Source organism: Methylobacterium terrae (genome assembly GCF_003173755.1).
Taxonomy (GTDB): domain Bacteria; phylum Pseudomonadota; class Alphaproteobacteria; order Rhizobiales; family Beijerinckiaceae; genus Methylobacterium; species Methylobacterium terrae.
The window spans coordinates 765,256-789,063 of record NZ_CP029553.1 but is presented as its reverse complement, the minus strand read 5'-3'; the positions used below and the strand labels follow the sequence as shown (position 1 = coordinate 789,063).

Genomic DNA, 23,808 nt, shown 5'->3' with positions numbered 1-23,808 from the left:
GTGGTGAGCGTCGGGTTGTTGGCTCTTCTGGACGACGTCGCCTTCATGGTGAGGAGCGCGGCGGCCTCCCTCGACGACGTCGCCGCGCAGGCGGCGCGGGCCGGCACGAAGGCCGCCGGCGTCGTCATCGACGACGCGGCGGTGACGCCGCGCTACGTCGTGGGCTTCGCGGCCGAGCGCGAATTGCCGATCGTCGGCAAGATCGCGCTCGGCTCGCTGCGCAACAAGCTCCTGTTCCTGCTCCCCGGCGCCCTCGCGCTCAGCGCCTTCGCGCCTTGGGCGATCACCCCGCTCCTGATGCTGGGCGGCGCCTATCTCTGCTACGAGGGCGCCGAGAAGGTCTACGAGGCGGTCTTTCCGCATCGCCGACACGGCGACGAGGAGGAACCCGGGGCCGGCGCGGGCCACGATCCGGCGCTGGAGGAGCGCCGCGTGGCCGGCGCCATCAAGACCGACTTCATCCTGTCGGCCGAGATCATGGCCATCACGCTCGCCGCCCTGCCGGAGGGCAGCGTGTGGACGAAGGCGGCCGTGCTGGCGGTCGTCGGCATCAGCATCACGGTTGCGGTCTACGGCGCCGTCGCCGTGATCGTGAAGGCCGACGATGCCGGGATGGCGCTCGCCGGCAGCCGGGCCGGACCGCCCTTCGGCCACCTCGTCCGCGGGATCGGCCGCTTCGTGGTCAAGGGGATGCCGGTCCTGCTCAAGCTCCTCTCCATCGTCGGGACGGCGGCGATGGTCTGGGTCGGCGGCGGCATCCTGCTGCACGGGCTGGAAGAGTACGGCCTGTCGGGTCCGGCGCATGCGGCGCACGCGGCGGCGGCGAGCCTGGGAGCGCTCGTTCCGTCGATCCGCGGCGTCGTCGAGTGGCTGGTGACGGCGGTGGCGTCGGGCCTCGTCGGCCTCCTCGTCGGTGGGGCGCTGATCCCGGCGGCGAACGTCGTGTCGGGCCTGCTGCGCCGTGGCGGCAAATCCCCTTCTGGCAAGTCCCCTTCCGGCAAGTCCCCCGCCGGGGAGCGCCCCGCGCGGACCGGGGCGTGATCGCCGGCGCGGCGGCCCGGCCGCTCGTCGGGGGCGGCGCGCGGTTCTCCTCCCGGCCGCGATCCCGACCTCGCCGGCGCCCGAGGTGCCCTTGCGAGAAAACCTGCGAGACAACATGACCGAGTAAACCCGTCGCCGCGGTGCTGTCGTCTCCCGGCAATGCGCCGGGGCGAAGGATCGTGCCCGCCACGATCCCGGCGAATGGTCTCTCCGACTTCTGCGTCATGCAGGCTGCATCGACTTTCGTGCGAGGCGAATGTAGGTTGCATCATCGGCGGTTCGACCGTCGCTGCGGGAAGCGGGGAAGCAGGGTCATGAACCAGATGCGCCACGACCTGGCGGGTGCGCACCCGCTCGACCCCGCCGAGACGTCGCCGATCGGGACGCCGCCCGCCGACCTCGCGGCGCTCGCCCGGATGGTGCGGATCGACGCCGCCACCGGCGATCTCGTCATCGCCAACGGCGCCGCCCGCCTGGTGCTCAAGCGCGACGGCACCGTCCGGGTCGAGGGCGTGCGGATCGTCGGGACGGCCGACGAGGCGATCGCGCTCCACGCCGCCGTGATCGACCTCAACTGAGCCGCCGCCATGTGGGCGGTGGACGACCGGACCCCGTTCGCGGCGCAAGGGTCGTTCCTGCGCGACCGGCACGGGGTCGAGCACTGGGTGGTGGCGGTCAGGGCCTGCTTCTCGGTGCGCGCCGACGGCCTTCTGGACGTGGAGCCCGACCCACCCCCGGTCCGGCTCGCCGGTGACTACGCCGACGGGCAGTTCCGCGAGTTGAAGGCCGCCGCCGACATCGCGCCGTTCCGGCCGGCGGCCGACATCCTGGTGCGGGGCACCGCCTGCGCGCCCGGCGAGGCCGCCGTGCGCGGCTGCGCGGTGCGGGTGCGGGTGGGAGCGATCGAGAAGCGCGCCCGCATCACCGGCCCGCGGGTGCTGCGGCGCATCGGCGGCCGCCGCGGGCGCCTCGCCCTCGACGGCCCGGAGGACTTCGCCGGCGTGCGGCTGGTCTGGCGCGCCGCCCTCGGGGGCGCCGACCCGTTCGCCGAACCCGGCAGCGCCGCCGCCGAGCCGCACCCCGACAACCCCGTCGGCCGGGGCTGGACGGCACGGTGGACGGATCTGCCGGAGGGCGCCGAACTGGCGCTGCCGCTGATCGAGGATCCGGCCCGGCCGGTCGTGCCCGGCCGGCCGCTGCCTCCGCCGCACGGCTTCGGGCCGCTGCAGCCGGCCTGGCGCCCGCGCCTCGACCATGCCGGCACCTACGACGAGACCTGGATGGCGACGCGCGCGCCGCTGCCGCCGGAGGATTTCTCGGAGCGCTTCCACCAGACCGCCCCCGCCGACCAGATCTATCCGGGCGTGCTGCGCGGCGGCGAGCCGGTCGAGGTCGAGGGCCTGCACCCGGACGGCCCCTACGCCTTCCGGCTGCCGCAGGTCCTGCTGGAGGCGCGCACCCGCATCGGCGCGACCCGCGTGCAGGACCGGCTGCGCCTCGTCGCGGCGATCCTCGACGGCAGCGCGCGCCGGGTCGAATTGATCTTCAACGCCGCGGTGGCGTGCAACGGGCGCGACCACGCGGTCGAGGGCTCGACCGTGACGGTGCGGCAGATGGCGGGGGTGGCGCGATGAGCGGGCCGACGTCGACCGAGACGGTGAAGGTGAACGACCTGACCCTGTGCCACAAGCACTCGGCGATCGGCTTCGTGCGGGCGACGCTGCCGGACGTGTGCCGCTCGCCCGTGGCGCCGGTGCCGTATTCCAACGTGGCCTACGCCCGCGACCTGGAGAACGGGACGGTGAGCGTGCGCTCGCACGGGGGCGCGATGAACGGGGTGAAGGGCTCGCGCTTCTACCCGTCCTACGACGACGAGCCCGGGACGGGCGGGGGCGTGACATCGGGGGTGAACCGGCACGAGGCGACGTGGCTGTCGTGGTCGCCGAACGTGTTCATGGAGGGCCGGCCGGTCACCCGGCTGACCGACAAGATGCTGATGAACCGGGGGAATACCGTCAGTGTCGGGGGGTATTATACAGGCAAGCCACGGGATGAGAAAAATCGAGTTCTCGCCGAGCAAATTTGTAAAGCTGCTTGTGAGTGCGAAGCCGCAGGAACTATGTCAGGGAAGTGCGTAGCAGATAAAGTCGAGTCTTGGGCTAGGAAACTCGGACGCAACATCATGCCAGAAGTTGCTTGGGAAATCGTTGATGGCATCTGGCAAATGCGCCAGGGTCCAGACGGAAGACCGTTGCGTGGCGGAGGAAAACGTCCCGGCGATTTCATAGACATGGACCTAGGCGGCATTCATGAATATAAAGGGCCGCGCGACCGATTGCGTCGCGGACAATCTGAGAATTTAAATAGTATAGCAGCGGATAATGGCTTGGTTCGAGAAGACATAAATTTCAAAAAAGATTGCGACTGCTCGGGGAGTGGAGATGACAAGGACGGCACAGCCACGGCTCCAGCAACATCGCTATCAGGTAAGGTCAAGCAGTTTTCCAACGATCATCCATACGTAGCGACCGGCCTCGGCGCTGCGGCGGTCTTAGGCACTGGAGGGGCCGTCTTGTATTTTGGAGTGCCTGTAGTTGCGGGAACTTTAGGCGTTGGTGCACTTGGATTATCTGCAACACAATGATAGATTACCGGAAATGCGGGAGAGCAGAATGTCGATATCTCATCTTATTGCTGATAGCAAATTTAATCTCGCAGATTTAGACTGCATTGGAGTTCGTTCGGCTCGGGGAAATTCCAGCCTGCGACTTGGCCACTATGTAGACATGTCTATCGATGGGGGTGACAATGTCGAGCTTAAGCAAGTATTGTCGCGATTGATTCTTGATTACGTAGAAACATTCCGGGAAAACATTACCCACTATCACCCGCACGACTCGCTACAACTCGCGCCGCTCGGCGAAGTCAGCCTAGTGACATATTTGGACAACCGCGCTCAAGCGCCCTATGATTACGATGAAAATCAGGGCTTTGATGCCGCCGTCTATGGTTTTCCCGAGGGCTTAGATAATGAAGAGCCAACGCTTTATTTTATGAATGTAACTTCCGCAACGCCGCATCGCCGCTTCTCTAGCGCGTCAGCATATATTCCTGCCAGCTGGCCAGAGGTCAATGGCTATGGATTATATATTAGTCTCGTGAAACGATGGTGCGAATGGATCCGGCCATCGTATGGAACGGCAGGACTTTCCGTCGTTTTCAATGAAGGGCAGGAGAGCTTAGAAGATAGACTTACAGCATTTCCCCTCATAAAAAGATTTATCGGACTTGATATGCCGGAGTCCTCGCGATGGTACTCAATAATGAATCGTCAAAACCAAAGATCTATTAGAACGATCAATTGGCTTACGATCATCGACGAGACGTTCATCAACGTGCTCGGTGGGCTACAATCTCTCAGGAACTCGCTCACCGAGGATTGCCTAATCCATCCTTTTGAGGGTGGCATCATCATCCAAGCAGGCGCCAGGCCTGTACTCGGCGATATAAATCTTGGGCTGTCCCCCCCAGCCTACAAGAGCGTGGCCCACGCCCTGAAATCCATCCGTTTCGAGAATTACCCACGCCCACTCCTCGACGCGCCTGCGCCACTCGATAGCATGGAAGAAACTTTGAAGTGGATTCGTCGGTTTGACTGATAAAAAAATGTTTTTAATGATAGGTCGACGCTGAACGATATTTATGATAAATATGTAAATATAAATTTAATTTTCAAAATTGCGCACGATGATTTGCCAAATCAGATATTCACTCGCTTGAGCAAATTTGAGGGCTATGATGGCTGAACGTGTTCCTGCAATCCTCGCGGTTGGTCTCTGCTCTCCGCTCGGCACCAGCTTCGCCGAGACGACCCGGCGCTACGCGGCCGGCGAGCGGGCGCAGCGGCTCGAGCGCGCCCTCGTCGGCGCGGACGGGCTGCCGCCGACCCTCGCCCGGGCGATCCCGACGACCGAATGCCGGGACTACCACGAGCGGCTGCGGCGCCTGCTCGCCGCGGCGCTCGCCGATTGCGCCGGCCAGGTGGCGCCGCCCCCGGGCGGCTGGCTCCTGCGGCTCACCGTGCGGCCGGACCTTTGCGACGGGCCCGACCGCGAGGCGATCCGCGCCCTCCTCCTCGGACCCCATGCGGGCCTGCTGCGCGACATCGACCTCCGCCCGGGCGGGCCGGCCGAGGCCCTGTCCGATCTCGCCTACGCGGCCCTGGCGGTCCGGGACGAGGGGGAGGACCACGTCCTGGTCGGCGCCCTCGACAGTCACATCCACCCGCTCCTGCTCGACCGTCTCGCGGTGGAGGGACGGATCCTGATGCGCGGCAATCCCTGGGGCCTGATCCCCGGCGAGGCGGCGGCGGTGGTGGCGCTCGGCCCGGTGGAGTTGCGGCCGCCCGGATCGGCGCTCGGTCACGTGCTCGGCGTGTTCCGCGGCGTCGAGGAGGAGGACGTCGCTGCGCCCAGGGGCCTCGTCGGGCGGGGGCTGGCCAGGGCCTTCGCGCGCGGCGCGCGCTTCCTGCCGCCGGACCGTCTGCTCGCCGACCTCAACGGCGAGCGCTGGCGGGCCGAGGAGTTCGGCGTCGCGGTGGCGCGGGCGGCCGGCCCGGAGGCCGGCATCGCCGGGCTCGCCGCCGACCCGGAGACGCCGGCGCTCCAGCTCGGCGATTGCGGGACCGCGGCCGGCCTGCTGCTGCCCGCCCTCGCGCTCGCCGACCCGCCGCACCGCACCTCCCCGGGGCCGGTCGCGATGGTCTCGGTGAGCTCGGCCGCGGGCGGCGCCCGCGCCGTCGGCTTCATCGAGCGGTGCGGGGCGGCGCCCGGCCCGTAGCGCGGTCCCCTCCGCGGCCGGGATTGCCCCGGCGGCGGCGGGCGGGCAGAGTCGCGGCGGGCGCGGAAGAGCCGCATGAGCGAGCGCGAGACATCGGCGAGGCGACGGGCGGCGTGGCGACGGGCGGCGTGGCGTCTCGCGGGCGTCGCGGCCGTGTCCGGCCTCGCGGCCTGCGCCTGGCTCGGAGTCGCCCTCGCCCGGCTCCCTCCCCTCGACCTCACCGCCGCCGAGGCCCGCTCCCCCGTCGTCCTCGACCGCGCCGGCACCCTGCTGCGTCCCTTCGCGACCGGTGACGGCCGCTGGCGGCTGCCGCTCGAGCCCGCGGCGACCGATCCCCGCTTCCTCGCCCTGCTGACGGCCTACGAGGACCGGCGCTTCCGCGACCATCCGGGCGTCGATCCTCTGGCGCTCCTGCGGGCGGCCGGGCAGTGGCTCGCGGCGGGGCGGATCGTGTCGGGCGCCTCGACCCTGTCGATGCAGGTGGCGCGCCTCGTCGAGCCGCGGGGCGCGCGCTCGCTCGGCGCGAAGCTGCGCCAGATCGCCCGGGCGATCGAACTGGAGCGGCGTCTCGGCAAGGACGGGGTGCTGCGGCTCTACCTGGCGCTCGCGCCCTATGGCGGGCCGGTCGAGGGCCTCCGGGCCGCGAGCCTCGCCTATTTCGGGCGCGAGCCGGCGCGCCTCACGCTCGCCGAGGCCGCCCTTTTGGTCGCCCTGCCGCAGGCGCCGGAGGCGCGCCGGCCCGACCGCTTCCCGCGGGCCGCGCGGCGCGCCCGCGACCGGGTGCTCGACCTCGCGGCCGCCCGCGGCGTGGTGCCGGCGGCGGAGGCCGCCTCCGCCAAGGCCGAGCCGGTGCCGCACGGGCGAAAGCCGTTCCCGATGCTGGCTCCCCACGCCGCCGAGGCGGCCCTGGCGCAGGAGCCGGGCCGGGCCATCCACCGCCTCACCCTCGACGCCCGCCTGCAGGCCCGGCTCGAACCCCTGGCGGCGGAGCGGGCGGCCTCGCTCGGCCCCGGCCTGTCGGCGGCCCTTCTCGTCATCGACAACGCCAGCGGCGAGGTCAGGGCCCAGGTCGGCAGCGCCGGCTACCTCGATCCCGCGCGCGCGGGCGCGATCGACATGACGGGGGCGGTCCGCTCGCCGGGCTCGGCGCTGAAGCCCTTCGTCTACGCCATGGCGTTCGAGGCCGGCCTCGCCCATCCCGAGACCCTGATCGAGGACCGTCCGTCGCGGTTCGGCGCGTCCTACGCGCCCGAGAACTTCGACCTCACCTTCCAGGGCACCGTGACGGCGCGGCGCGCGCTGCAGCTCTCCCTCAACGTGCCGGCGGTGGAGCTGATGGAGGCGGTCGGCCCGGCCCGCTTCATCGCCCGCCTGCGGAGCGCCGGCGCCGCCATCGTCCTGCCGAAGGACGCCGCGCCCGGCCTGCCGGTGGCGCTCGGGGGATTGGGGATCACGCTCGCCGACCTCGCCCGGCTCTATGCGGGCCTCGCCCGCGGCGGCGGCGTGCCGGTGCTCCGGCGCCGCCTCGACGGTCCGGCGATGCCCAAGGCGGTCCTGCCGCGGATCGCCGAGCCGGTGGCGGCCTGGTACGTCGCCGACGTCCTGCGCGGCACGCCCCCGCCGGAGAGCGCCCTGCCGAACCCGCTCGCCTACAAGACCGGCACGTCCTACGGCTACCGCGACGCCTGGGCGGTGGGGTTCGACCGTCGCACCACGGTGGCGGCCTGGCTCGGCCGGCCGGACGGGGCCGGGGTGCCGGGCCTCGTCGGGCGGATCGCCGCCGCGCCCCTCCTGTTCGACGCCTTCGCGCGCCTCGGGGGCGAGCCCGAGGCGGTGCCGCGCCCTCGCGACGCCCTGGTGGCGACGACCTCCGCCCTTCCCCCGCCCCTGCGCGCCCTGCGCCGCGACGCCGGCCCGGCCGACCGCCTGCGCATCGCCTACCCGCCGGACGGGGCGCGGATCGACCTCGGGGCCGAGGGCGGTCCCCCTGCCGGCCTCGCCCTCAAGGCGCTCGGGGGCACGCCGCCGCTGACCTGGCTCGTCGGTGGCCTGCCGGTGACCGAATCGGACCGGCGCCAGGCCGAGTGGCAGCCCGACGGCGCCGGCTTCGTGCGCATCTCGGTCCTCGACGCGGCGGGCGCGAGCGACAGCGTGATGGTGCGGATCGAGTAGGCCCGCACACGTTTTCGCGAGGTTGGCCCTGCGTCACCGGCGGATCGTTTCGCCCGCCACCCCGTTCCTCCCTCGTGGAAGCGGGGCGAGACGGGTGCGCCGCGCAAGAGTCGAGTATGCGTCGCATGGCCGAAGCGGGAGACGATCGCAGGCGGGTCCTGCCGATGAAGCCGGCCCGGATCCAGGCCGCCGAGACCCCCGGCGACGGCCTCGCGGCGCCGCTGGTCATCGCGGCGGTGATCGTGGCGGCCCTCTATTTCGGCCGCGAGATCCTGATCCCGATCGCCATCGCGGTGCTCCTGAGCTTCGTCATCGGGCCGCTGGTGGCGCTCCTGCGCAAGCTCCGCCTCGGGCGGATCCCGTCCGTCGGCGTCGCGGTGCTGCTGCTGCTCACCGTCGTGGCGGGCTTGGGCGGCCTGATCGGCATGCAGGTCGCCGACCTCTCGACCGGCCTGCCGCGCTACCAGCGCACCATCGCCCAGAAGGCCGAGAACCTGAAGGCGGGGCCGCTCGGCGACGTCGCCGGCTACATCCGCAGCATCAACCACCAGCTCCAGCAGGCCGGCGCGCCGGAGCAGAAGCCTCCCGAGCAGAAGCCGGCACCCGGCAAGCCCGCCCCGCCGCCCGCGGTGCAGAACCCCGACAAGCCGGTCCTGGTCGAGGTGCGCGACCGCGACCCGAGCCCGGTCGAGCTCGCCGAGAAGGTCCTGGCGCCGGTCCTCTCGCCGCTCGCCACGCTCGGCATCGTCTTCGTGGTGCTGATCTTCATCCTGGTGCAGCGCGAGGACCTGCGCGACCGGATGATCCGCCTCGTCGGCTCGAGCGACCTGCACCGCACCACCGTGGCGATGGACGACGCGGCGCGGCGCCTGAGCCGGTTCTTCCTGGTCCAGCTCGCCCTCAATGCCGGGTTCGGCCTCGTCATCGGCGTCGGGCTGTGGCTGATCGGCGTGCCGAACCCGATCCTGTGGGGCATCTTCTCGGCGCTGATGCGCTTCGTGCCCTATATCGGCGCCTTCCTGTCGGCCCTGCTGCCCCTGGCCCTCGCCGCCGCCGTCGATCCGGGCTGGAACATGGTGCTGGCGACCGCCGCCCTGTTCGTCGTGCTGGAGCCGCTGGTCGGCCAGTTCATCGAGCCCCTGGTCTACGGCCACTCGACCGGGCTGTCGCCCTTCGCGGTGCTGGTCTCGGCCCTGTTCTGGACCTGGCTGTGGGGGCCGGTCGGGCTCCTGCTCTCGACGCCGCTCACCGTCTGCCTCGTGGTGCTCGGCCGCCACGTCGACAAACTCGAATTCCTCGACGTCCTGTTCGGCGACCGGCCGGCGCTCACCCCGGTCGAGAACTTCTACCAGCGCATGCTGGCCGACGACCCGGACGAGGCGCAGGAACTCGCCGAAGCCATCCTCGCCCAGTGCTCACTCTCCTCCTACTACGACGAGGTGGCGCTCAAGGGCCTTCAGCTCGCCGCGACGGATGCCCGCCGCGGGGTGCTCACCGAGAGCCAGCTCGACCGGATCCGCGTCGGCATCGCGCAGCTGATCGAGGACCTCTCCGACCGCGACGACGCGGCGCCGGACACGAAGCCGACGCTCGCCGGCCGCCTCCTGTCGGGCCGCCAGGACGAGGAGGCGCCGTGCGAGGCCGCCCCCGCGGTGCCGGACGCGCCCGCCCCGGACCAGCTGCCGGAGGCGTGGCGGCGCGAGGGCGCGGTACTCTGCGTCGCCGGCCGCGGGCCCCTCGACGAGGCCGCCTCGATGATGCTGGCCCAGCTCCTCGGCAAGCACGGCTTCGGCACCCGGGTGGTGCCGTTCGAGGACGTCACGCGCTCCGGCATCGCCTCCCTCGCGGCCGAGGACGCGCGGATGGTCTGCATCTCCTACCTCGAGATCAGCGGCACGCCGGCCCATCTGCGCTACCTCGTCCAGCGGCTGCGGCGGCGGGCGCCGGAGGCGCAGGTGCTGGTCGGCCTGTGGCCGGCGGACGACGCGGTGCTGACCGATCCCGATGCCCGCGCCACCCTCGGCGCCGACCACTACGCGGTCTCCTTGCGCGAGGGCGTCGAGGCCTGCCTGGAGGCGGTGCGGGACGTGCCGTCGACCGGGGTCGCCCCGGAGCCGTCCCCACCGGGTTCGCCCGTCCCGGAATCGCCCTCCCCGGATGCGCCCGCCGCGCGCCGCCCGGCCCGCGAGCCGGAGCGGGCCGAGGCCTGACGGCCACCGGGGCTTGACGCCGGGACCGCGCGGCCGTTTCGATCCGGCGGGAGCGGGCCGCCGGCCCGCCGAGCCGGAATCGGGGACAGCATGAGCGTGGTGGATTTCGCGCGGTTCGTGGACGAGCTCGCCACCCAGTCGGGCCAGGCCATCCTGCCCTTCTTCCGCGCCTCCTTCGCCACCGAGGACAAGGCCGCGGGAACCGCCGCGTTCGATCCGGTCACCGAGGCCGACCGGGCCGGCGAGGCGGTGATGCGCCAGCTCATCCAGCGCAGCTTCCCCGACCACGGCATCCTCGGCGAGGAGTTCGGCTCCGAGCGCGAGGACGCCGAGTACGTCTGGGTGCTCGACCCGATCGACGGCACCCGCGGCTTCATCGCCGGCCTGCCGATCTGGGGCACGCTGATCGGGCTCACCCGTGGCGGGGTGCCCTGCTACGGCCTGATGAACCAGCCCTTCACCGGCGAGCGCTTCTTCGGCGACGGCGAGGCCGCCCACTACCAGGGCCCGCACGGCACCCGCCGCCTGCGCACCCGCCGCAAGGGCGACCTCGCGGACGCGGTCCTGCACACCACCGACCCGCGCCTGTTCGGCGAGGGCACCTCCGACCGGGAGGCCTACGGCCGGGTCGAGAAGGCGGCTCGCCTCGCCCGCTACGGCGCCGACTGCTACGCCTACGCGATGCTGGCGGCCGGCCACATCGACCTCGTGGTCGAGGCCGAGCTGAAGCCCTACGACATCGTGGCGATGATCCCGGTGATCGAGGGCGCCGGCGGCGTCGTCACCACCTGGGAGGGGACGTCCGCCGCCAAGGGCGGGCGGATCGTGGCGGCCGGCGACAAGCGGCTGCACGAGGCGGCCCTGGCGCTGCTGAACGCCTGAAGGCGTCGCCATCGGCGCTGCCCGGGCGGGGCAGACCCGGGCGGCCAAGCGAGGCACCCGGAGCATGAATCCGACGCGGCGGATGCCGCGTCGCAGCCGTTGAGGCGCGACCCGTTCGTGCACGATTGATCAACTTTCCTTGGGTAAGGTTCGAGCCTCCACTTCGCTCGGCCCGATCCGCAGGATGAACCAATCCTCACTCCTCGTGCGTGCGACGGACGTTCTGCTCCACCAGGAGGGGGAGAGCAATCCCGAGATCCGTGCACTGTCCCTCGTCTCGCTGAACGACGACGATCACATGTCGTTCGCCGTGCTGTTCTGGACGCAGATCGGCTGGGTCTGGGCCCTGACGGTCACGGGCTGGGCGTGGATCCTCGTCTTCGTCGCCGCGGACGTCGCCCTGTTCGTCGTGCGCTGGAGGCTGCGCCGGCGGCAGGCGCGGACGGGTCACGGCTCCGCCGGCACGCCTCCCCTGCGGTTCGTGCCGGTCAATATCGGGCTGATCGCCCTCGTCTCGGTCGACATCCTCGTCCTGAGCCAGGCCGGCTCCGATCGAGCGGCCATCCTCGCCATCATCCTGACGGTCGGATTCTGCGGCTACGTCGCCTCGCTCTTCACGGCCTTTCCGGTCCTCGCGATGCTCAACATCGCGATGCTCACCGGTGCGCTGGAACTGGGCCTGGCGACCGGCCCGTCCGACGTCACCCGCCCCTTCGCCCTCCTGGTCCCGGGCGCGACCGTCGCCTTCTGGATCCTGACGCGGCGCACCCACAGGACCCTCGTCGGCGCCATCCGCAATCAGCGCGCCCATTACCGCCTCTCCCTGCGCGATCCCCTGACGAAGCTCCCCAACCGGGCGTGCATGCGCGACACGCTCGCGCGGCACCTGTCGGGACTCGGGACGACCGAGGGGCCCTCCAGCGTCGCCGTCCTGTGCCTCGACCTGGACGGCTTCAAGCAGATCAACGACCGCTTCGGGCACGCCGCGGGAGACTGGGTCCTGGTCCACGTCGCCGATATCCTGCGCCGTCACGCGGGACTCCGCGACACCGCCTGCCGCATCGGCGGCGACGAGTACGTCCTCCTGATGCCGGAGGCCGACGAGGCGCGGGTCCGGTCCGTCGGCCGCTCGATCATCGCGGCGACCGCGCAGCCGTTCGACACCGGGCGCGCGGTCCAGGCCCGCATCGGGGTGAGCATCGGGGCCGCCCTCGCGCGCGATCCCGCGCATCGCCTGGACGACCTGCTCGAGGAAGCGGACAATGCCCTCTACGCGGCGAAGCGGGGCGGCCGCGGGCGATTGACGATGAGCGCGGCATCGGCCGCCATGCCCCTGGAGACGGCCGGATAGGGTTCAGGCCGAACGTGGTCGCGATCGGGTGCCGCCCAGGGGATTCCCGGCAGACCACGCACGCCAGCGGTGGCGCGCGGATGCTCGACGCGGCCTCGGCGCCGCCGACCGGTCGAGCGAGGCGACGCGGCGCGGCGCGGCGCGGCGCAGGGCGAGACCGTCGGCGCGGGGAACAGGGAAGGCCCTGCGACAATGATACACATCTCCTTGCCCTAACGGACGGCCGACGTCTAACCGATACAACCGGATCCGATGATGTCGATACCCCGCCGGATTATATTGGAAATTTTATATGCCGATCCTGTAGGCGCAGTCGATAGTCAGCTCATGTAACTAGGAAAATTTTCTATCTTTCCATTCAGGAGAGCGCTCGATTCGCTAGCCATCAATGCGCCTGGCTGCTAGTCAGCCCCTGACGCTGACTTGCGAATACACGACCTGCATCGACCTTCGATGAAGACCCTGATCTCGACCGACGATCTGAACTCGCGGAAGAAATTCGAGACCTATCTCGACATCGTCCGGGATCGCTTCGTCCCGAGCGAGTGCCGCAAGATCGGCGACGGCCGCTTTCGCGCCCATATCGAGGGGGTCGATATCGGCGGCATGCTGATCACGCGGTCGAGCTTCAACGGCCAGGCCGTCGACACCACGCCGTCGACGATCCGCCGCCACGACAAGCACGACAAGCTCTCCGTCATCATCCGGCTGTCCGGGACGGCGCATAGCCGCCAGTACGACCGGGCGGTGGTGCAGCAGCCCGGCGACCTCGTCGTCTTCGACAGCAACAAGCCGCTGGCGTTCGAGTATCCGGCTTCGACGAGCTCGCTGTTCATCGAGATTCCCCGCGAATTGCTCGAGGGCCCACTCGGCGCAGCGCCCCTGTTCGCCGGCCTCAGCGTCCCGGCCAGCCTGCCCGGCGCGTCCCTTGTGCGCACCTTCTTCGACGACCTGATCCGCGTGAACCGCCAGATGAGCCCGGACACGGCCGAGCGCATGACGCGGATCGGCACCGACCTCATCGTCGCGAGCCTCGCCGAGCGGCTGGCGCAGGAGACGCCCCGCCCCCTCCAGGGCACCGTGATCGTGCAGCGGGCGAAGGCCTACGTGGAGGCCCATCTCGGCGACCCGACCCTCGACCCGCCGCAGCTGGCGGCGGCGACGGGCGTGTCGCTGCGCCACCTGCAGCAGCTGTTCCACGAGCGCGGGCAGCCGATCGCGGACTGGCTCTGGCAGCGCCGGCTGGAGGCCGCCGCCCGGCGGCTGTCCGATCCCGGGCACGCGCATCTGTCGATCGGGGCGCTCGCCTACGGGTGCGGCTTCGTCAGCCAGGCGCATTTCGCCCGCCGCTTCAAGGACCGCTACGGCGTCACGCCGAGCGAGTACCGGCGGACGGCCCCGGCTCCGACGGCCTGATCCCCGCATGGCCGGACCGTCCTCCCGCCACACCCCCCGCATCCGGGATGCCGGCCGGAAAGCCGGGGGAGCGTAGCGCCGATGCGCAAGTTGTTCTCGTCGGACGATACGCCCTCGCCGAAGCGGTTCACGACCTATCTCGACGTCGTCAGGTCGCGCTTCGTGCCGGCGGAGATCACGCCGGCCGGCGACGGGCCGTTCAGGGCGACGATCGAGGGGGTCGATATCGGCAGCATGCTGCTGACGCGCTCGGCAGTCGGCGCGCACCGCGTCGAGGCGACGCCGCTGACGATCCGCCGCCACTGCAAGCAGGGTACGCTCGCGGTCGTCATCCGGCTGTCCGGGACGGCGCATAGCCGCCAGTACGACCGGGCGGCGGTGCAGCAGCCCGGCGACCTGACGGTCTTCGACCGCAACCGGCCGCTGATCTACGAGTATCCCGGCCCGACGAGCTCGCTGCTGATCGAACTCCCGCGCGAGCGGCTCGAGGGCCCGCTCGGCGCAGCGCCCCTGTTCGCCGGCCTCAGCGTCCCGGGCAACCTGCCCGGCGCGTCCCTGGTGCGCACCTTCTTCGACGACCTGATCCGCGTGAACCGCCAGATGAGCCCGGACACGGCCGAGCGCATGATCCGCATCGGCGCCGACCTCATCGTCGCGAGCCTCGCCGAGCGGCTGGCGCAGGAGACGCCCCGCCCCCTCCAGGGCACCGTGATCGTGCAGCGGGCGAAGGCCTACGTGGAGGCCCATCTCGGCGACCCGACCCTCGACCCGCCGCAGCTGGCGGCGGCGCTGGGCGTGTCGCTGCGCCACCTGCAGCAGCTGTTCCACGAGCGCGGGCAGCCGATCGCGGACTGGCTCTGGCAGCGCCGGCTGGAGGCCGCCGCCCGGCGGCTGTCCGATCCCGGGCACGCGCATCTGTCGATCGGGGCGCTCGCCTACGGGTGCGGCTTCGTCAGCCAGGCGCATTTCGCCCGCCGCTTCAAGGACCGCTACGGCGCCACGCCGAGCGAGTACCGGCAGACGGCGCTGAACTCCGGCGCGTGAACCGTCGGCGGCCCTATGGGGCGTCGCACTCGCGCAGGGCGGCGCGGGCGATCGACGGGTAGAGGCGGATCGTCCGCCCCGCCTCCATCATGCAGCGCGCATCGAGAGAGGCCTCGAAGGCGCGCACCAGGACCGGATCGAGCCGGGTGGGAGCCATGTCCCGCAGGATCGCCAGCGCGTCGGCGCGCGTCATCCCCGGGCGATAGGGCCGCAGCTCGGTCAGCGCCGCGTAGATGTCGCACACGGTCGTGAGCCTCACGAGCTCCCGGATGGTGCCTCCGGCGAGCCGGTCGGGATAGCCCGACCCGTCGAGCATCTCGTGATGATGCCGCGTCACCGCCAGCACCACCGGGTCCCGCACCCCGGATTCGAACAGGATCTCGTGGCCGATCGCGGCGTGCATGCGCATCAGGGCCATCTCCGGCGCGGTCAGGGCGCCCGGCTTGTCGAGGATCGCGCGCGGGATGCGCGCCTTGCCGATGTCGTGCAGCAGGCCGGCCCGAACCAGCGTCACGCAGTCCCAGGGGGACAGGCCGAGATGATGGGCGAAGTTGGCGGCCAGGCCGGCGACGTGCATCGAGTGCTGGACGGTATCCTGGCTGGGATGGGCGTGGACGGCCACGAGCCACCGCTGCACGCCGCCATCCTGCAGCGCCCGCACGACCGGATGGACGAGGGCCTCGACCTCCCGGATGTCGATGCACCCGTCGGCGGCCGCATCGAACAGGCGCGACAAGGTCGCCCGCGCCCGCTCGAAGATGCGTTCGAACAAAATCGCACCCATTGGCTCATCCTCCTCGATACGCGCCGAGACGCGTCGATCACGGTCGGCACCGACGCGGGATCAATGGGCTGCACTTGAACTTCACGTCCTCCCGCCGCCGTGCCGGGAGCCCCCGCGACGTCGCGACGGGCGCCGTCGAGCGGGCCGGGCCGAGGAGCGACGAAGCGAGCGACGCCGGAACGGCAGGCATTCGCCGGCCGCCGAACGCCAGGGGAGACGGACGGGCGACCGGCCCGGAGGCCTGCCATCGTCCATGCTCCGGCCCGCGTGCCTCCCCGGACCGTTACGGTCCTGCCGTCAGGAGCGCTTCTTCGACGGCGCGACCGTCTCGTCGTCGCGCCGAAGGGATTTGTCGTAGGTCGGCGCAACCATCGGGTAATTACCGGGCAGCCCGAACCGTGCCCGGTACTGGTCCGGGGTCAGGCCGTGGGCCACGAGCTGCCACTTGAGCGACTTGTAGGGCTTGCCGTCGATGAAGCTGATGATCCGGTTGCGCTTCACCGAGGCTGCGATCTGGGACTCGCTCGGCCGTGCCTGCGCCCGCCCGTGCCCCGGCGGGGTCGTGAGCGCGAGCAGACCGGCATGGACGCGAGCGATCAGATCCGGCACCTCGGTCAAGTACACGCGATTCCGAGATACGTAAGCTGCAGCAATAGCCGATGTCATCCTTATAATATCAGAGTTTTTCATCGCTTTACATCCTGCTATAATACGCAATTTGACATATCAAGCCAGGATGCGACTTGTCGACGTCTGTACCGTTATATGGATTACCGCATAGTACTTAGATTTCGCAGCGGCGAACATTTCCGGTCGACGACCACCGTCCAACTTGGATCCAACCTACCGCAGCGGCAGAACCCGCGCTTGCCCGAGCGCGCACTCTGTTTTGCCCGTTCGCGCAATCGCAGGGGATGTGCTGTCGCCGGACAGAGAGGAATTCTGTCATACCGGACAAAGGCCGGGCGAATGCTGTTCCAAGCAACGCAACTGCCGTTCTACGACAGGCCTACACTACGATAATTACAAATTTACGTAAATTTCCATTAACCTGTAATCTTGCGGAAGTACTGCCCGAATGATTTCGCATGGAAATCGGACGATGTCGATCGTTCCGGACCGGATCGATGGACGGAGACGATCGTGAGCCGAACGGTCCTCGACGACCGGCGCGGCCGTGGGCCCGGCAGCGTTCCGCGACCGGGCTTTCCCGGTCGCCATCGGCAGGAAGCGCCGGCAGGAAGCGCCTTCATGGACCGCCCGCCGGAATCGTCCGCCAGCCGGCTTACCCCGGCCCGTCCGTCGTACCCCGCACCGATGCGCCCCCGAACACCGCCCGCTCGCGCAGCGGCGGCCGCGCCAGGGCGTAGACCAGGCGCGGCGCGGCCGGAGCGCTCGCCGCGTCGAGGGCGGCGCGGTGCTCCGGCGGCAGCACGAGGGCGAGCGCGCCGGCATTCTCGGCGACCTGACCCGGGCGGCCGACGCCCATCAGGGTCGCGGCCACGCCCGGCCGCCCCACCACCCAGGCCAGCGCGACCCGGGCCGGCGGCTCCCCGAGCGCCGCCGCGACCCGGCGCAGGGCCGCGACGACGTCCCAGTTGCGCGGGGTGAACAGGCTGTCGCCGAACGGATTGGCGCCGTCGAGCCGCCGGTCGCCCTCCGGCCGCGCCCCGCCGGCGGCGGCCTCGCGCGGCAGGCCGTCCTCCCGCGGGGCGGCGGCCTCGACGGCGGCGCGGTCGTACTTGCCGGTCAGGAGCCCGTAGGCCAGCGGCGACCACGGGACCAGCCCCATCCCGAACTCGCGCCCGAGCGGGACGTGCTCGTCCTCCACCTCCCGGCTCACCAGGGAGTAGAAGTACTGCAGGGCGATCGGTCCCGGCCGGCCGCGCACCGCGGCCAGGGTGGCGAGCTTGGCGACGAACCAGGCCGGGGCGTTCGACACGCCCCAGTGGCGGATCTTGCCGGCCCGCACGAGGCCGGTCATCGTCTCCAGGATCTCCTCGGCGGGCGTGACGCCGTCCCAGACGTGCAGCCAGTACAGGTCGACCCACTCGGTGCGCAGGCGCGCCAAGGAGCCGTCGAGGGCGGCGTGGAGGTGCTTGGCGCCGCTGCCGCCGGCATGCGGCCCGGAGCCCGCCGCGAATCCCGCCTTGGTCGCGAGCACGATCCGGTCGCGCAAGGAGCGCTCGGCGATGAAGCGGCCGAGCATCGCCTCGCTCTCGCCGCCGGCATAGACGTCGGCCGTGTCGACGAAGTTGCCCCCGCGCTCGACATAGGCGTCGAACACGGCGCGCGCGCCCGCCTCGTCGAGGCCCCAGCGCGCCGTGCCGAAGGTCATGGTGCCGAGCGCGAGCGGGCTGACGCCGAGCCCCGAGCGGCCGAGCGTGCGATAATCCGACAGGTCCATTGCTGCATGTCCTCGATGGTGGGACAGGCATAGCCCGGGGGCCTTCGGGCGATTAGCCCGGATCGGCGGCAAGCGCTTGTGAAGGAAGCTCAGCAATGCGGCGCGGCACGCTCGACGATCTCGCGGCCTTCGCGGCGGTGGCCCGGGCCCGCAGCTTCACCCGGGCGGCGGCCGAGCTCGGCCTGTCGCCCTCGGCGCTCAGCCACGCGCTGCGCGGGCTCGAGGAGCGGCTCGGCGTGCGGCTCCTCGCCCGCACGACCCGCAGCGTCGCCCCGACGCCGGCGGGCGAGCGGCTGCTGCGCTCCCTCGACCCGGCCCTCGCCGAGGTCGCCCGCGGCCTCGCCGGCCTCGCCGACTGGCGGGGCGAGCCCTCCGGCACCCTGCGGCTGACGACCTTCTCGGCGGCGGCGCGCCGCGTCCTCGATCCGGCCCTGCCGGGCTTCCTCCTCGACCATCCGGCGGTCTCGGTCGAGGTCGTCGTCGACGATCGCCTGACCGACATCGTGGCGGCGGGCTTCGATGCCGGCATCCGCTTCGGCGAGGCGGTGGAACGCGACATGGTGGCGGTCCGGGTCGGGCCGGACCAGCGCATGGCGGTGGTGGGCACGCCCGGCTACTTCGCGCGCCGTCCCGCGCCCGGGAGCCCGGCCGACCTCGAGGCCCATGACTGCGTCAATTACCGCCTCGCCGGCGGCGGGCTGCTGCCGTGGGATTTCGCCCGAGGCGGGCGCGAGATCCGCCTGCGCCCCGGCGGCCGGCTCGTCGTCAACGACGGCGCCCTGACGGCGGCGGCGGTGCGCGCCGGCGCCGGGCTCGGCTTCATGCTGGAGGCGGACGCGGCGGAGGACCTGGCGGCGGGCCGCCTCGTGCGGGTGCTGGACGGTTGGTGCCCGCCCTTCCCCGGCTTCCACCTCTATCACCCGGTCCGGCAGGCGACGCCGGCGCTCCGCGCCCTCGTCGATCGCCTGCGCTGGCGGGGGTGAGCGGGAGGCCCCCGCCTCACGCGACCGCTTCGCGCTCCTCCTCGGCGGTCGCGGAGCCCGGCACCGGGGTCGCGGAGCCCGGCACCGGGGTCGCAGAGCCCGGCACGAAGGCGTCGAACGCCGCCCAGAACTGCTCGCGGACCGCGTCGCGCTCCATCAGGATCTCGTGGCGGGCGCCGCGCAGGGTGATGGTGTGGCCGGCCGCGAGCCTGGCCGCGAACCGCTCCACCGCCGGGGTGCTGCAGACCGGGTCGGCGCCCGCGGCCACCACCAGCACCGGCACGCGAAGGCCCAGGGGATAGCGCGGATCCTCGAAGCGGCGCATCGCCCGGAAGGCGGCGGCGAGCCAGCCGATGGTCGGGTCGCCGATGGCGCCGGCCCCGACCGCGAGCGCCGCCGCGGCGTTGCGGGCGTAGCGGGCGGGATCGGCCGTGAGGCGGTTGTTCGGAAACGGCTTGGTGGCGATCGAGACCGCCGAGCCGCCCGGCACGTAGCGGCGCCCGAAGCCGAGGGCGCGCAGGACCGCGGCGAGGCGCATCGCCGCCTTCGGCCGGCGGATCATGCAGATCGCCACCATCGGGGCGAGCACGACGAGGCGGCTGAACGGCAGCCAGCCCTCCCGGGCGGCGGTGAGGCAGATCGCGCCGCCCATCGAGTGGGCGAGGCCGAAGAAGGGCCGCGGCAGCCGCCCTTCCATCACCTGCGCCTCCACCGCCGCGAGGTCGAGGCGGTACTCCGCGAAATCGTCGACGTGGCCCTTGTGCGGGTCCTCGACGGTGCGGTCGGAGCCGCCCTGCCCGCGCCAGTCGAAGGCGACGACGTGGAAGCCGCGGTCGCGCAGCTCCGTCACGGTCTCGAAGTACTTCTCGATGAACTCCGCGCGGCCCTGCACCAGGCAGACCGTGCCCTGGACCGTCCGCGCGGTCGGCGCCCAGGTGGCGACCCGCAACGAGAGGCCGTCGGCGGTCCGCACCGTCAGGAGCGTCGCTCCCGGCGGGATCGGGTTGTCGGGCGTGGCGAGCAGCGGAACGGTCACGGCAGGCTCCCCGGTTCTGTCATCCGCCGCATCCTCGCACGGCACCCCCTAACAAGTGGGGCGGGATCCGCGCCTGTCCGGCCCCTGCGCCGGCCCGCTCGAAAAAAATTCGCGACGTCCCGCTTGCACCGGCCTTGACCAGTCTAGAGCCCACCCCAATATGCGAGGGGCGCCGGCCGATACGGCGGCGCGCAAGACCGGGCCCGGCCCCAGCGGCGGACCCACAAGACTACATATTGCTTCAGACGGAGAATATGTCATGCGTCAGTTCGATCTCGCTCCCCTGTACCGTTCGACCGTCGGCTTCGACCGCCTGTTTTCCGCTCTCGACCAGTTCGTGACCTCGGATGCGGCGCCGACCTATCCGCCCTACAACATCGAGCGCACGGCCGAGAACGCCTACCGCATCACCCTCGCGGTGGCGGGCTTCACCGATCAGGACCTGTCGATCGAGACCCGCGAGAACGCGCTCACCGTGAAGGGCGAGCGCAAGGCCGAGGCCAAGCAGGCCGAGTTCCTGCACCAGGGCATCGCGGCCCGCGGCTTCGAGCGGCGCTTCCAGCTCGCCGACCACGTCCAGGTGACCGGCGCGGTGCTGGAGAACGGCCTGCTCCACGTCGACCTCGTCCGCGAGATCCCGGAGGCCAAGAAGCCGCGCCAGATCCAGATCGCCTCGGGCTCCCGCCCGCAATCGATCGAGGGCAGCGTCCAGAAGGCCGCGTAAAGCGCCTTCATCCCGTCAGGGGGAGCGCCCCGGCCGCGAGGCCGGGGCGTTTTTCGTCGTGCTCAGGGCAGGATTCGCGTCACGGCAGCAGGTGCGTGCCGTGGGTCAGCGCCGCGCCGGCCCGCAGGGCCACCGCCACGAACACGGTCTCGGCCAGTTCCTGCTCGGTGGCGCCGGCCTTCTTGGCCGCCTCGCGATGCACCTCGAGGCAGTAGGGGCACTGCGTGGTCAGCGCGACCGCGAGCGCCATCAATTCCTTGTACTTGCGCGGGATGGCGCCGTCGGCGAGCGCCGCCTTGTCGAGGGCCTCGAACGCCCCCATCGCCTCGGGGGCGAGGCTCTTCAGGGCGGGCAGCTTCTTGAGGTTGGCGGCGTCGTACATGGCCTGGCTCATGGCGTGGTCCTCCCGGCCGCCCATCGGTCGGGGCGGCTTCGGCCCTCCAGAGTTAGACCATCGCGGGCGCGCGCCCAATGCGACTGAGGACATGGGTCCGTCGACGGTGGGCTGTCCCGCGCGATGCGCCGGGCCGGCGGCCGGCACGACGTCCCATCGGCTCTTCGCTGGACGCGATCCGGATCACGTAGGGAGGAAGCCGGATCTGCCCATCGGATCCGACCCGGCGCCTACAGGTCCCCGAAGGCGAGCTGGGCCGTGGCCGGGCGCTTCTGCGGCTTGCCGGCCTTGTCCTTGGCGGCGCCGGTCTTGCTCTTGGCCGCGCTCCTGGCCGCGGCCTTGCGCGGCCGCTTCGGCTCGGCGCCCTGGATGCGCGCCTTGCCCTTGTCGCGGGCCACGGCCTCGGGCGCGGTCTGGTCGCCCGAGAGCCACTTGCCGCGCTTGATCACCTCGTTCACCCGGCCCTGGTTGACGCCGAGCTTGAACGCGATCTCCTGCTGCGTCATCTCCGTCGAGCCGTGCAGATCGAGGATCTGGCGGGCGAGTTCCGGGGTCATCTTCTTACCGACGATGCGGCGGCCGGGCTTCACCACCCGGTTGGCGCGGTCGCGCTCGCGCAGCCGCTCGAGGATCGCGAGGGCCATCAGCATGCCGTTCTCGCGCAGGGCTTCCTCGAATTCCTTCAGCGTCGCCATGAGGACCGAACTCCGCTGTCACGCTCCGGCAAGGAAACGGCGCCGGCCGGGGCCGGTTGCCCCCCATGCACAGGTCATCTACGGTTTGTGCGCGTCCTGTTCCGGGTTGGCAACCGCCCGCCGGGCTCGATCCACCACTCTCGCAACCCGCGCCGCCTGGACAAGGCCGGCGCACGCGCGCATGGCTCGCGCCGATCACGGGAGGGTCGCATGGTACTGGAAATCGCGCAGATCGAGGTGAAGGCCGGGCACGAGGCGGCCTTCGAGGCCGGCGTCGCCCAGGCCGCGGAACTGTTTCGGCGCGCCAAGGGCTGCCGCAGCATGGAATTGCAGCGCTCGGTCGAGATCCCGACCCGCTACCGTCTGATGGTGCAGTGGGAGACCCTGGAGAACCACACCGTCGATTTCCGCGAGTCGGCGGACTTCCAGGCCTGGCGCGCCCTGGTCTCCGAGCACTTCACCGCCCCGCCGCAGGTCGAGCACACCGTGCTGGCGGTCCAGGGATTCTGAACGGAGGGCGGCCCGAACCCGGGCCGGTTCCCGATCGTTCCCGTCGGGACCACGACCGGAGACGCCCATGACCGACGACCGCGAGCCGGACCCGAAGCCGGGCGAGGGGCTGGCCAACGACAGCCTCGGGGCGAGCCGGCGCGCCGCAGGCGCGGGCGAGACCAAGCCCGCCACCGGCACGCCGCAGGGCGGCCGGCCCGCCGACGAGCAGGTGCCGCGAGAGAGGCTCCCGCAACAGGAGTCGTGACACGGGGCGCAGGGTTCGCTACTCGCGAGTCCGACGGCTCCTCGATCCCACGGCACCCGACATGGCCCGACGTCCCCTGCGCATCGGCACCCGCGGCAGCCCGATGGCGCTCGCCCAGACCGGGATGGTGCGCGACCGCATCGCGGCGGCCCATCCCGCCCTCGCCGAGCCCGGCGCGATGGAGCTCGTCGTCGTCACCACGGTGGCCGACAAGGTGCTCGACCGGCCGCTCTCCGAGATCGGCGGCAAGGGCCTGTTCACCAAGGAGCTGGAGCAGGCGCTCCTCGCCGACCAGGTCGACGTCGCCGTCCACTCGATGAAGGACGTCGAGACCTGGCTGCCGGACGGCCTCGTCATCGCCTGCATCCTGGAGCGCGACGATCCCCGCGACGCCTTCCTGTCGCCGCGGGCGGCGAGCCTCGCCGCGCTGGCGCCGGGCAGCCGGGTCGGCACCTCGTCCCTGCGCCGCGGCGCCCAGGTGCTGATGCGCCGGCCCGACCTGCGGATCGTCCCCTTGCGCGGCAACGCCAACACCCGGATGAAGCGCCTCGAGGAAGGCGCCTGCGACGCGACCCTGCTCGCCATCGCGGGGCTCGAGCGCCTCGGCCTCGCCGACCGCGCCCAGGAGATCCTGCCGGTGAGCGAGATGCTGCCGGCGGTGGCTCAGGGAGCGCTCGGCATCGAGTGCCGGGCCGGCGATGCCGAGGTGATCGCCCTCCTCCAGGCCGTCGCCTGCCCGACGACCACGATCGCGGTGAACGCCGAGCGGGCGCTTCTGGAGGAGCTCGACGGCTCCTGCCGCACCCCGATCGCCGCGCTCGCCCAGATCGACGGCGACAGCCTCACCCTCGACGGGATCCTGTTCCTGCCCGACGGCAGCGCCCACTGGACGACCCACCGCAGCGGTCCGGCCGCCGACGCGCTCGCGATCGGGCGCGACGCGGGGGCGGAGCTGAAGGCGAAGGCCGGCGAGACCTACCGGGCAAAGCTGCAGTAGCGATCGGCCCGCCACGCGGCGACCGTGGCGGGCCCTGGAGGCGCGGCGGGGCCCGGCGGCAACGGCGCCGCGCCGC

General features: G+C 71.3%; 23 protein-coding genes. 17 read left to right on the top strand and 6 right to left on the bottom strand.

Translation table 11 applies throughout. The features are described from left to right. Positions 1-3 precede the first annotated feature (3 nt). The 12 genes from DK419_RS03520 to DK419_RS03465 all read left to right on the top strand — a co-directional run bounded on the left by DK419_RS03520 (position 4) and on the right by DK419_RS03465 (position 14,955). Positions 4-1,041 (top strand): DUF808 domain-containing protein, encoded by a 1,038-nt coding sequence (locus DK419_RS03520; RefSeq protein WP_109962107.1) that lies wholly within the window; start codon positions 4-6, stop codon positions 1,039-1,041. 314 nt (positions 1,042-1,355) lie between these two features. Next, positions 1,356-1,619 (top strand): hypothetical protein, encoded by a 264-nt coding sequence (locus DK419_RS03515; protein WP_109957867.1) that lies wholly within the window; start codon positions 1,356-1,358, stop codon positions 1,617-1,619. Positions 1,620-1,628: 9 nt separating this feature from the next. Then, entirely contained in the window at positions 1,629-2,675 is a 1,047-nt protein-coding gene (locus DK419_RS03510; RefSeq protein WP_109957866.1) for a DUF2169 family type VI secretion system accessory protein, read from the top strand. Between the two features lie 29 nt (positions 2,676-2,704). Continuing rightward, complete coding sequence (locus DK419_RS03505; protein WP_162561133.1) at positions 2,705-3,685, top strand: DUF4150 domain-containing protein; 981 nt, start codon at positions 2,705-2,707, stop codon at positions 3,683-3,685. Between the two features lie 28 nt (positions 3,686-3,713). Continuing rightward, positions 3,714-4,700 carry a type VI immunity family protein gene (locus DK419_RS03500; protein WP_162561132.1) on the top strand — a complete coding sequence of 329 codons (987 nt, stop codon included), beginning with the start codon at positions 3,714-3,716 and terminating at the stop codon, positions 4,698-4,700. Between the two features lie 139 nt (positions 4,701-4,839). Further along, entirely contained in the window at positions 4,840-5,880 is a 1,041-nt protein-coding gene (locus tag DK419_RS03495) for a hypothetical protein (RefSeq protein WP_109957863.1), read from the top strand. Positions 5,881-5,955: 75 nt separating this feature from the next. After that, positions 5,956-8,052, top strand: coding sequence for a penicillin-binding protein 1C (pbpC, locus tag DK419_RS03490; protein WP_109957862.1), 2,097 nt, complete (start codon positions 5,956-5,958; stop codon positions 8,050-8,052). A gap of 125 nt (positions 8,053-8,177) precedes the next feature. Next, the gene (locus DK419_RS03485) at positions 8,178-10,262 is read left to right on the top strand and encodes an AI-2E family transporter (protein WP_109957861.1); all 2,085 of its coding nucleotides are present in this window, start codon (positions 8,178-8,180) and stop codon (positions 10,260-10,262) included. Between the two features lie 90 nt (positions 10,263-10,352). Further along, positions 10,353-11,144 carry a histidinol-phosphatase gene (gene hisN, locus DK419_RS03480; RefSeq protein WP_109957860.1) on the top strand — a complete coding sequence of 264 codons (792 nt, stop codon included), beginning with the start codon at positions 10,353-10,355 and terminating at the stop codon, positions 11,142-11,144. 184 nt (positions 11,145-11,328) lie between these two features. Continuing rightward, complete coding sequence (locus DK419_RS03475) at positions 11,329-12,495, top strand: GGDEF domain-containing protein (RefSeq protein ID WP_109957859.1); 1,167 nt, start codon at positions 11,329-11,331, stop codon at positions 12,493-12,495. Positions 12,496-12,948: 453 nt separating this feature from the next. Then, the gene (locus tag DK419_RS03470; RefSeq protein ID WP_109957858.1) at positions 12,949-13,911 is read left to right on the top strand and encodes an AraC-like ligand-binding domain-containing protein; all 963 of its coding nucleotides are present in this window, start codon (positions 12,949-12,951) and stop codon (positions 13,909-13,911) included. An 81-nt stretch (positions 13,912-13,992) separates the two neighbouring features. Next, complete coding sequence (locus DK419_RS03465; protein WP_109957857.1) at positions 13,993-14,955, top strand: helix-turn-helix domain-containing protein; 963 nt, start codon at positions 13,993-13,995, stop codon at positions 14,953-14,955. 13 nt (positions 14,956-14,968) lie between these two features. Here the strand turns inward: DK419_RS03465 and DK419_RS03460 are convergent, their stop codons facing one another. From DK419_RS03460 to DK419_RS03450, 3 genes are all read right to left on the bottom strand, one after another. Then, positions 14,969-15,739: an HD-GYP domain-containing protein gene (locus tag DK419_RS03460; RefSeq protein ID WP_109957856.1), complete on the bottom strand. Its 771-nt coding sequence runs from the start codon at positions 15,737-15,739 to the stop codon at positions 14,969-14,971. Between the two features lie 297 nt (positions 15,740-16,036). Next, positions 16,037-16,363 carry a MucR family transcriptional regulator gene (locus tag DK419_RS03455; RefSeq protein ID WP_245442816.1) on the bottom strand — a complete coding sequence of 109 codons (327 nt, stop codon included), beginning with the start codon at positions 16,361-16,363 and terminating at the stop codon, positions 16,037-16,039. Between the two features lie 661 nt (positions 16,364-17,024). Next, positions 17,025-18,146 (bottom strand): aldo/keto reductase, encoded by a 1,122-nt coding sequence (locus DK419_RS03450; protein ID WP_109957854.1) that lies wholly within the window; start codon positions 18,144-18,146, stop codon positions 17,025-17,027. Between the two features lie 95 nt (positions 18,147-18,241). Here DK419_RS03450 and DK419_RS03445 point away from each other — a divergent pair, with 95 nt between their 5' ends. Then, positions 18,242-19,129, top strand: coding sequence for a LysR family transcriptional regulator (locus DK419_RS03445; protein ID WP_109957853.1), 888 nt, complete (start codon positions 18,242-18,244; stop codon positions 19,127-19,129). A 16-nt stretch (positions 19,130-19,145) separates the two neighbouring features. Here the strand turns inward: DK419_RS03445 and DK419_RS03440 are convergent, their stop codons facing one another. Further along, positions 19,146-20,165 (bottom strand): alpha/beta hydrolase, encoded by a 1,020-nt coding sequence (locus DK419_RS03440; RefSeq protein ID WP_109957852.1) that lies wholly within the window; start codon positions 20,163-20,165, stop codon positions 19,146-19,148. Positions 20,166-20,424: 259 nt separating this feature from the next. Here DK419_RS03440 and DK419_RS03435 point away from each other — a divergent pair, with 259 nt between their 5' ends. Continuing rightward, entirely contained in the window at positions 20,425-20,889 is a 465-nt protein-coding gene (locus DK419_RS03435) for an Hsp20 family protein (RefSeq protein ID WP_099899369.1), read from the top strand. A gap of 79 nt (positions 20,890-20,968) precedes the next feature. On the opposite strand, the gene DK419_RS03430 is transcribed toward DK419_RS03435, so the two are convergent. Together DK419_RS03430 and DK419_RS03425 are read right to left on the bottom strand one after the other, a co-directional pair. Then, a complete protein-coding gene (locus tag DK419_RS03430) occupies positions 20,969-21,283 on the bottom strand; it encodes a carboxymuconolactone decarboxylase family protein (protein ID WP_342587212.1) in 315 nt (104 codons plus the stop codon). A gap of 230 nt (positions 21,284-21,513) precedes the next feature. After that, complete coding sequence (locus DK419_RS03425; protein WP_109957851.1) at positions 21,514-21,978, bottom strand: RNA polymerase subunit sigma-70; 465 nt, start codon at positions 21,976-21,978, stop codon at positions 21,514-21,516. A gap of 210 nt (positions 21,979-22,188) precedes the next feature. Here DK419_RS03425 and DK419_RS03420 point away from each other — a divergent pair, with 210 nt between their 5' ends. The 3 genes from DK419_RS03420 (at position 22,189) to hemC (ending at position 23,732) form a co-directional block, all read left to right on the top strand. Beyond that, positions 22,189-22,488 (top strand): antibiotic biosynthesis monooxygenase family protein, encoded by a 300-nt coding sequence (locus DK419_RS03420; RefSeq protein ID WP_109957850.1) that lies wholly within the window; start codon positions 22,189-22,191, stop codon positions 22,486-22,488. A 67-nt stretch (positions 22,489-22,555) separates the two neighbouring features. Further along, positions 22,556-22,735: a hypothetical protein gene (locus DK419_RS03415; protein ID WP_109957849.1), complete on the top strand. Its 180-nt coding sequence runs from the start codon at positions 22,556-22,558 to the stop codon at positions 22,733-22,735. Positions 22,736-22,796: 61 nt separating this feature from the next. Further along, positions 22,797-23,732 (top strand): hydroxymethylbilane synthase, encoded by a 936-nt coding sequence (hemC, locus tag DK419_RS03410; protein ID WP_109957848.1) that lies wholly within the window; start codon positions 22,797-22,799, stop codon positions 23,730-23,732. Positions 23,733-23,808 lie beyond the last annotated feature (76 nt).

Coding starts and splice junctions, on each gene's coding strand:
- DK419_RS03515 (WP_109957867.1), top strand. CDS start 1,356: ATGAACCAGATGCGCCACGACCTGGCGGGTGCGCACCCGCTCGACCCC.
- DK419_RS03445 (WP_109957853.1), top strand. CDS start 18,242: ATGCGGCGCGGCACGCTCGACGATCTCGCGGCCTTCGCGGCGGTGGCC.
- DK419_RS03465 (WP_109957857.1), top strand. CDS start 13,993: ATGCGCAAGTTGTTCTCGTCGGACGATACGCCCTCGCCGAAGCGGTTC.
- DK419_RS03495 (WP_109957863.1), top strand. CDS start 4,840: ATGGCTGAACGTGTTCCTGCAATCCTCGCGGTTGGTCTCTGCTCTCCG.
- DK419_RS03510 (WP_109957866.1), top strand. CDS start 1,629: ATGTGGGCGGTGGACGACCGGACCCCGTTCGCGGCGCAAGGGTCGTTC.
- DK419_RS03435 (WP_099899369.1), top strand. CDS start 20,425: ATGCGTCAGTTCGATCTCGCTCCCCTGTACCGTTCGACCGTCGGCTTC.
- hemC (WP_109957848.1), top strand. CDS start 22,797: ATGGCCCGACGTCCCCTGCGCATCGGCACCCGCGGCAGCCCGATGGCG.
- DK419_RS03500 (WP_162561132.1), top strand. CDS start 3,714: ATGTCGATATCTCATCTTATTGCTGATAGCAAATTTAATCTCGCAGAT.
- DK419_RS03420 (WP_109957850.1), top strand. CDS start 22,189: ATGGTACTGGAAATCGCGCAGATCGAGGTGAAGGCCGGGCACGAGGCG.
- DK419_RS03475 (WP_109957859.1), top strand. CDS start 11,329: ATGAACCAATCCTCACTCCTCGTGCGTGCGACGGACGTTCTGCTCCAC.
- DK419_RS03430 (WP_342587212.1), bottom strand. CDS start 21,283: ATGAGCCAGGCCATGTACGACGCCGCCAACCTCAAGAAGCTGCCCGCC.
- DK419_RS03485 (WP_109957861.1), top strand. CDS start 8,178: ATGGCCGAAGCGGGAGACGATCGCAGGCGGGTCCTGCCGATGAAGCCG.
- hisN (WP_109957860.1), top strand. CDS start 10,353: ATGAGCGTGGTGGATTTCGCGCGGTTCGTGGACGAGCTCGCCACCCAG.
- DK419_RS03415 (WP_109957849.1), top strand. CDS start 22,556: ATGACCGACGACCGCGAGCCGGACCCGAAGCCGGGCGAGGGGCTGGCC.
- DK419_RS03450 (WP_109957854.1), bottom strand. CDS start 18,146: ATGGACCTGTCGGATTATCGCACGCTCGGCCGCTCGGGGCTCGGCGTC.
- pbpC (WP_109957862.1), top strand. CDS start 5,956: ATGAGCGAGCGCGAGACATCGGCGAGGCGACGGGCGGCGTGGCGACGG.
- DK419_RS03470 (WP_109957858.1), top strand. CDS start 12,949: ATGAAGACCCTGATCTCGACCGACGATCTGAACTCGCGGAAGAAATTC.
- DK419_RS03425 (WP_109957851.1), bottom strand. CDS start 21,978: ATGGCGACGCTGAAGGAATTCGAGGAAGCCCTGCGCGAGAACGGCATG.
- DK419_RS03460 (WP_109957856.1), bottom strand. CDS start 15,739: ATGGGTGCGATTTTGTTCGAACGCATCTTCGAGCGGGCGCGGGCGACC.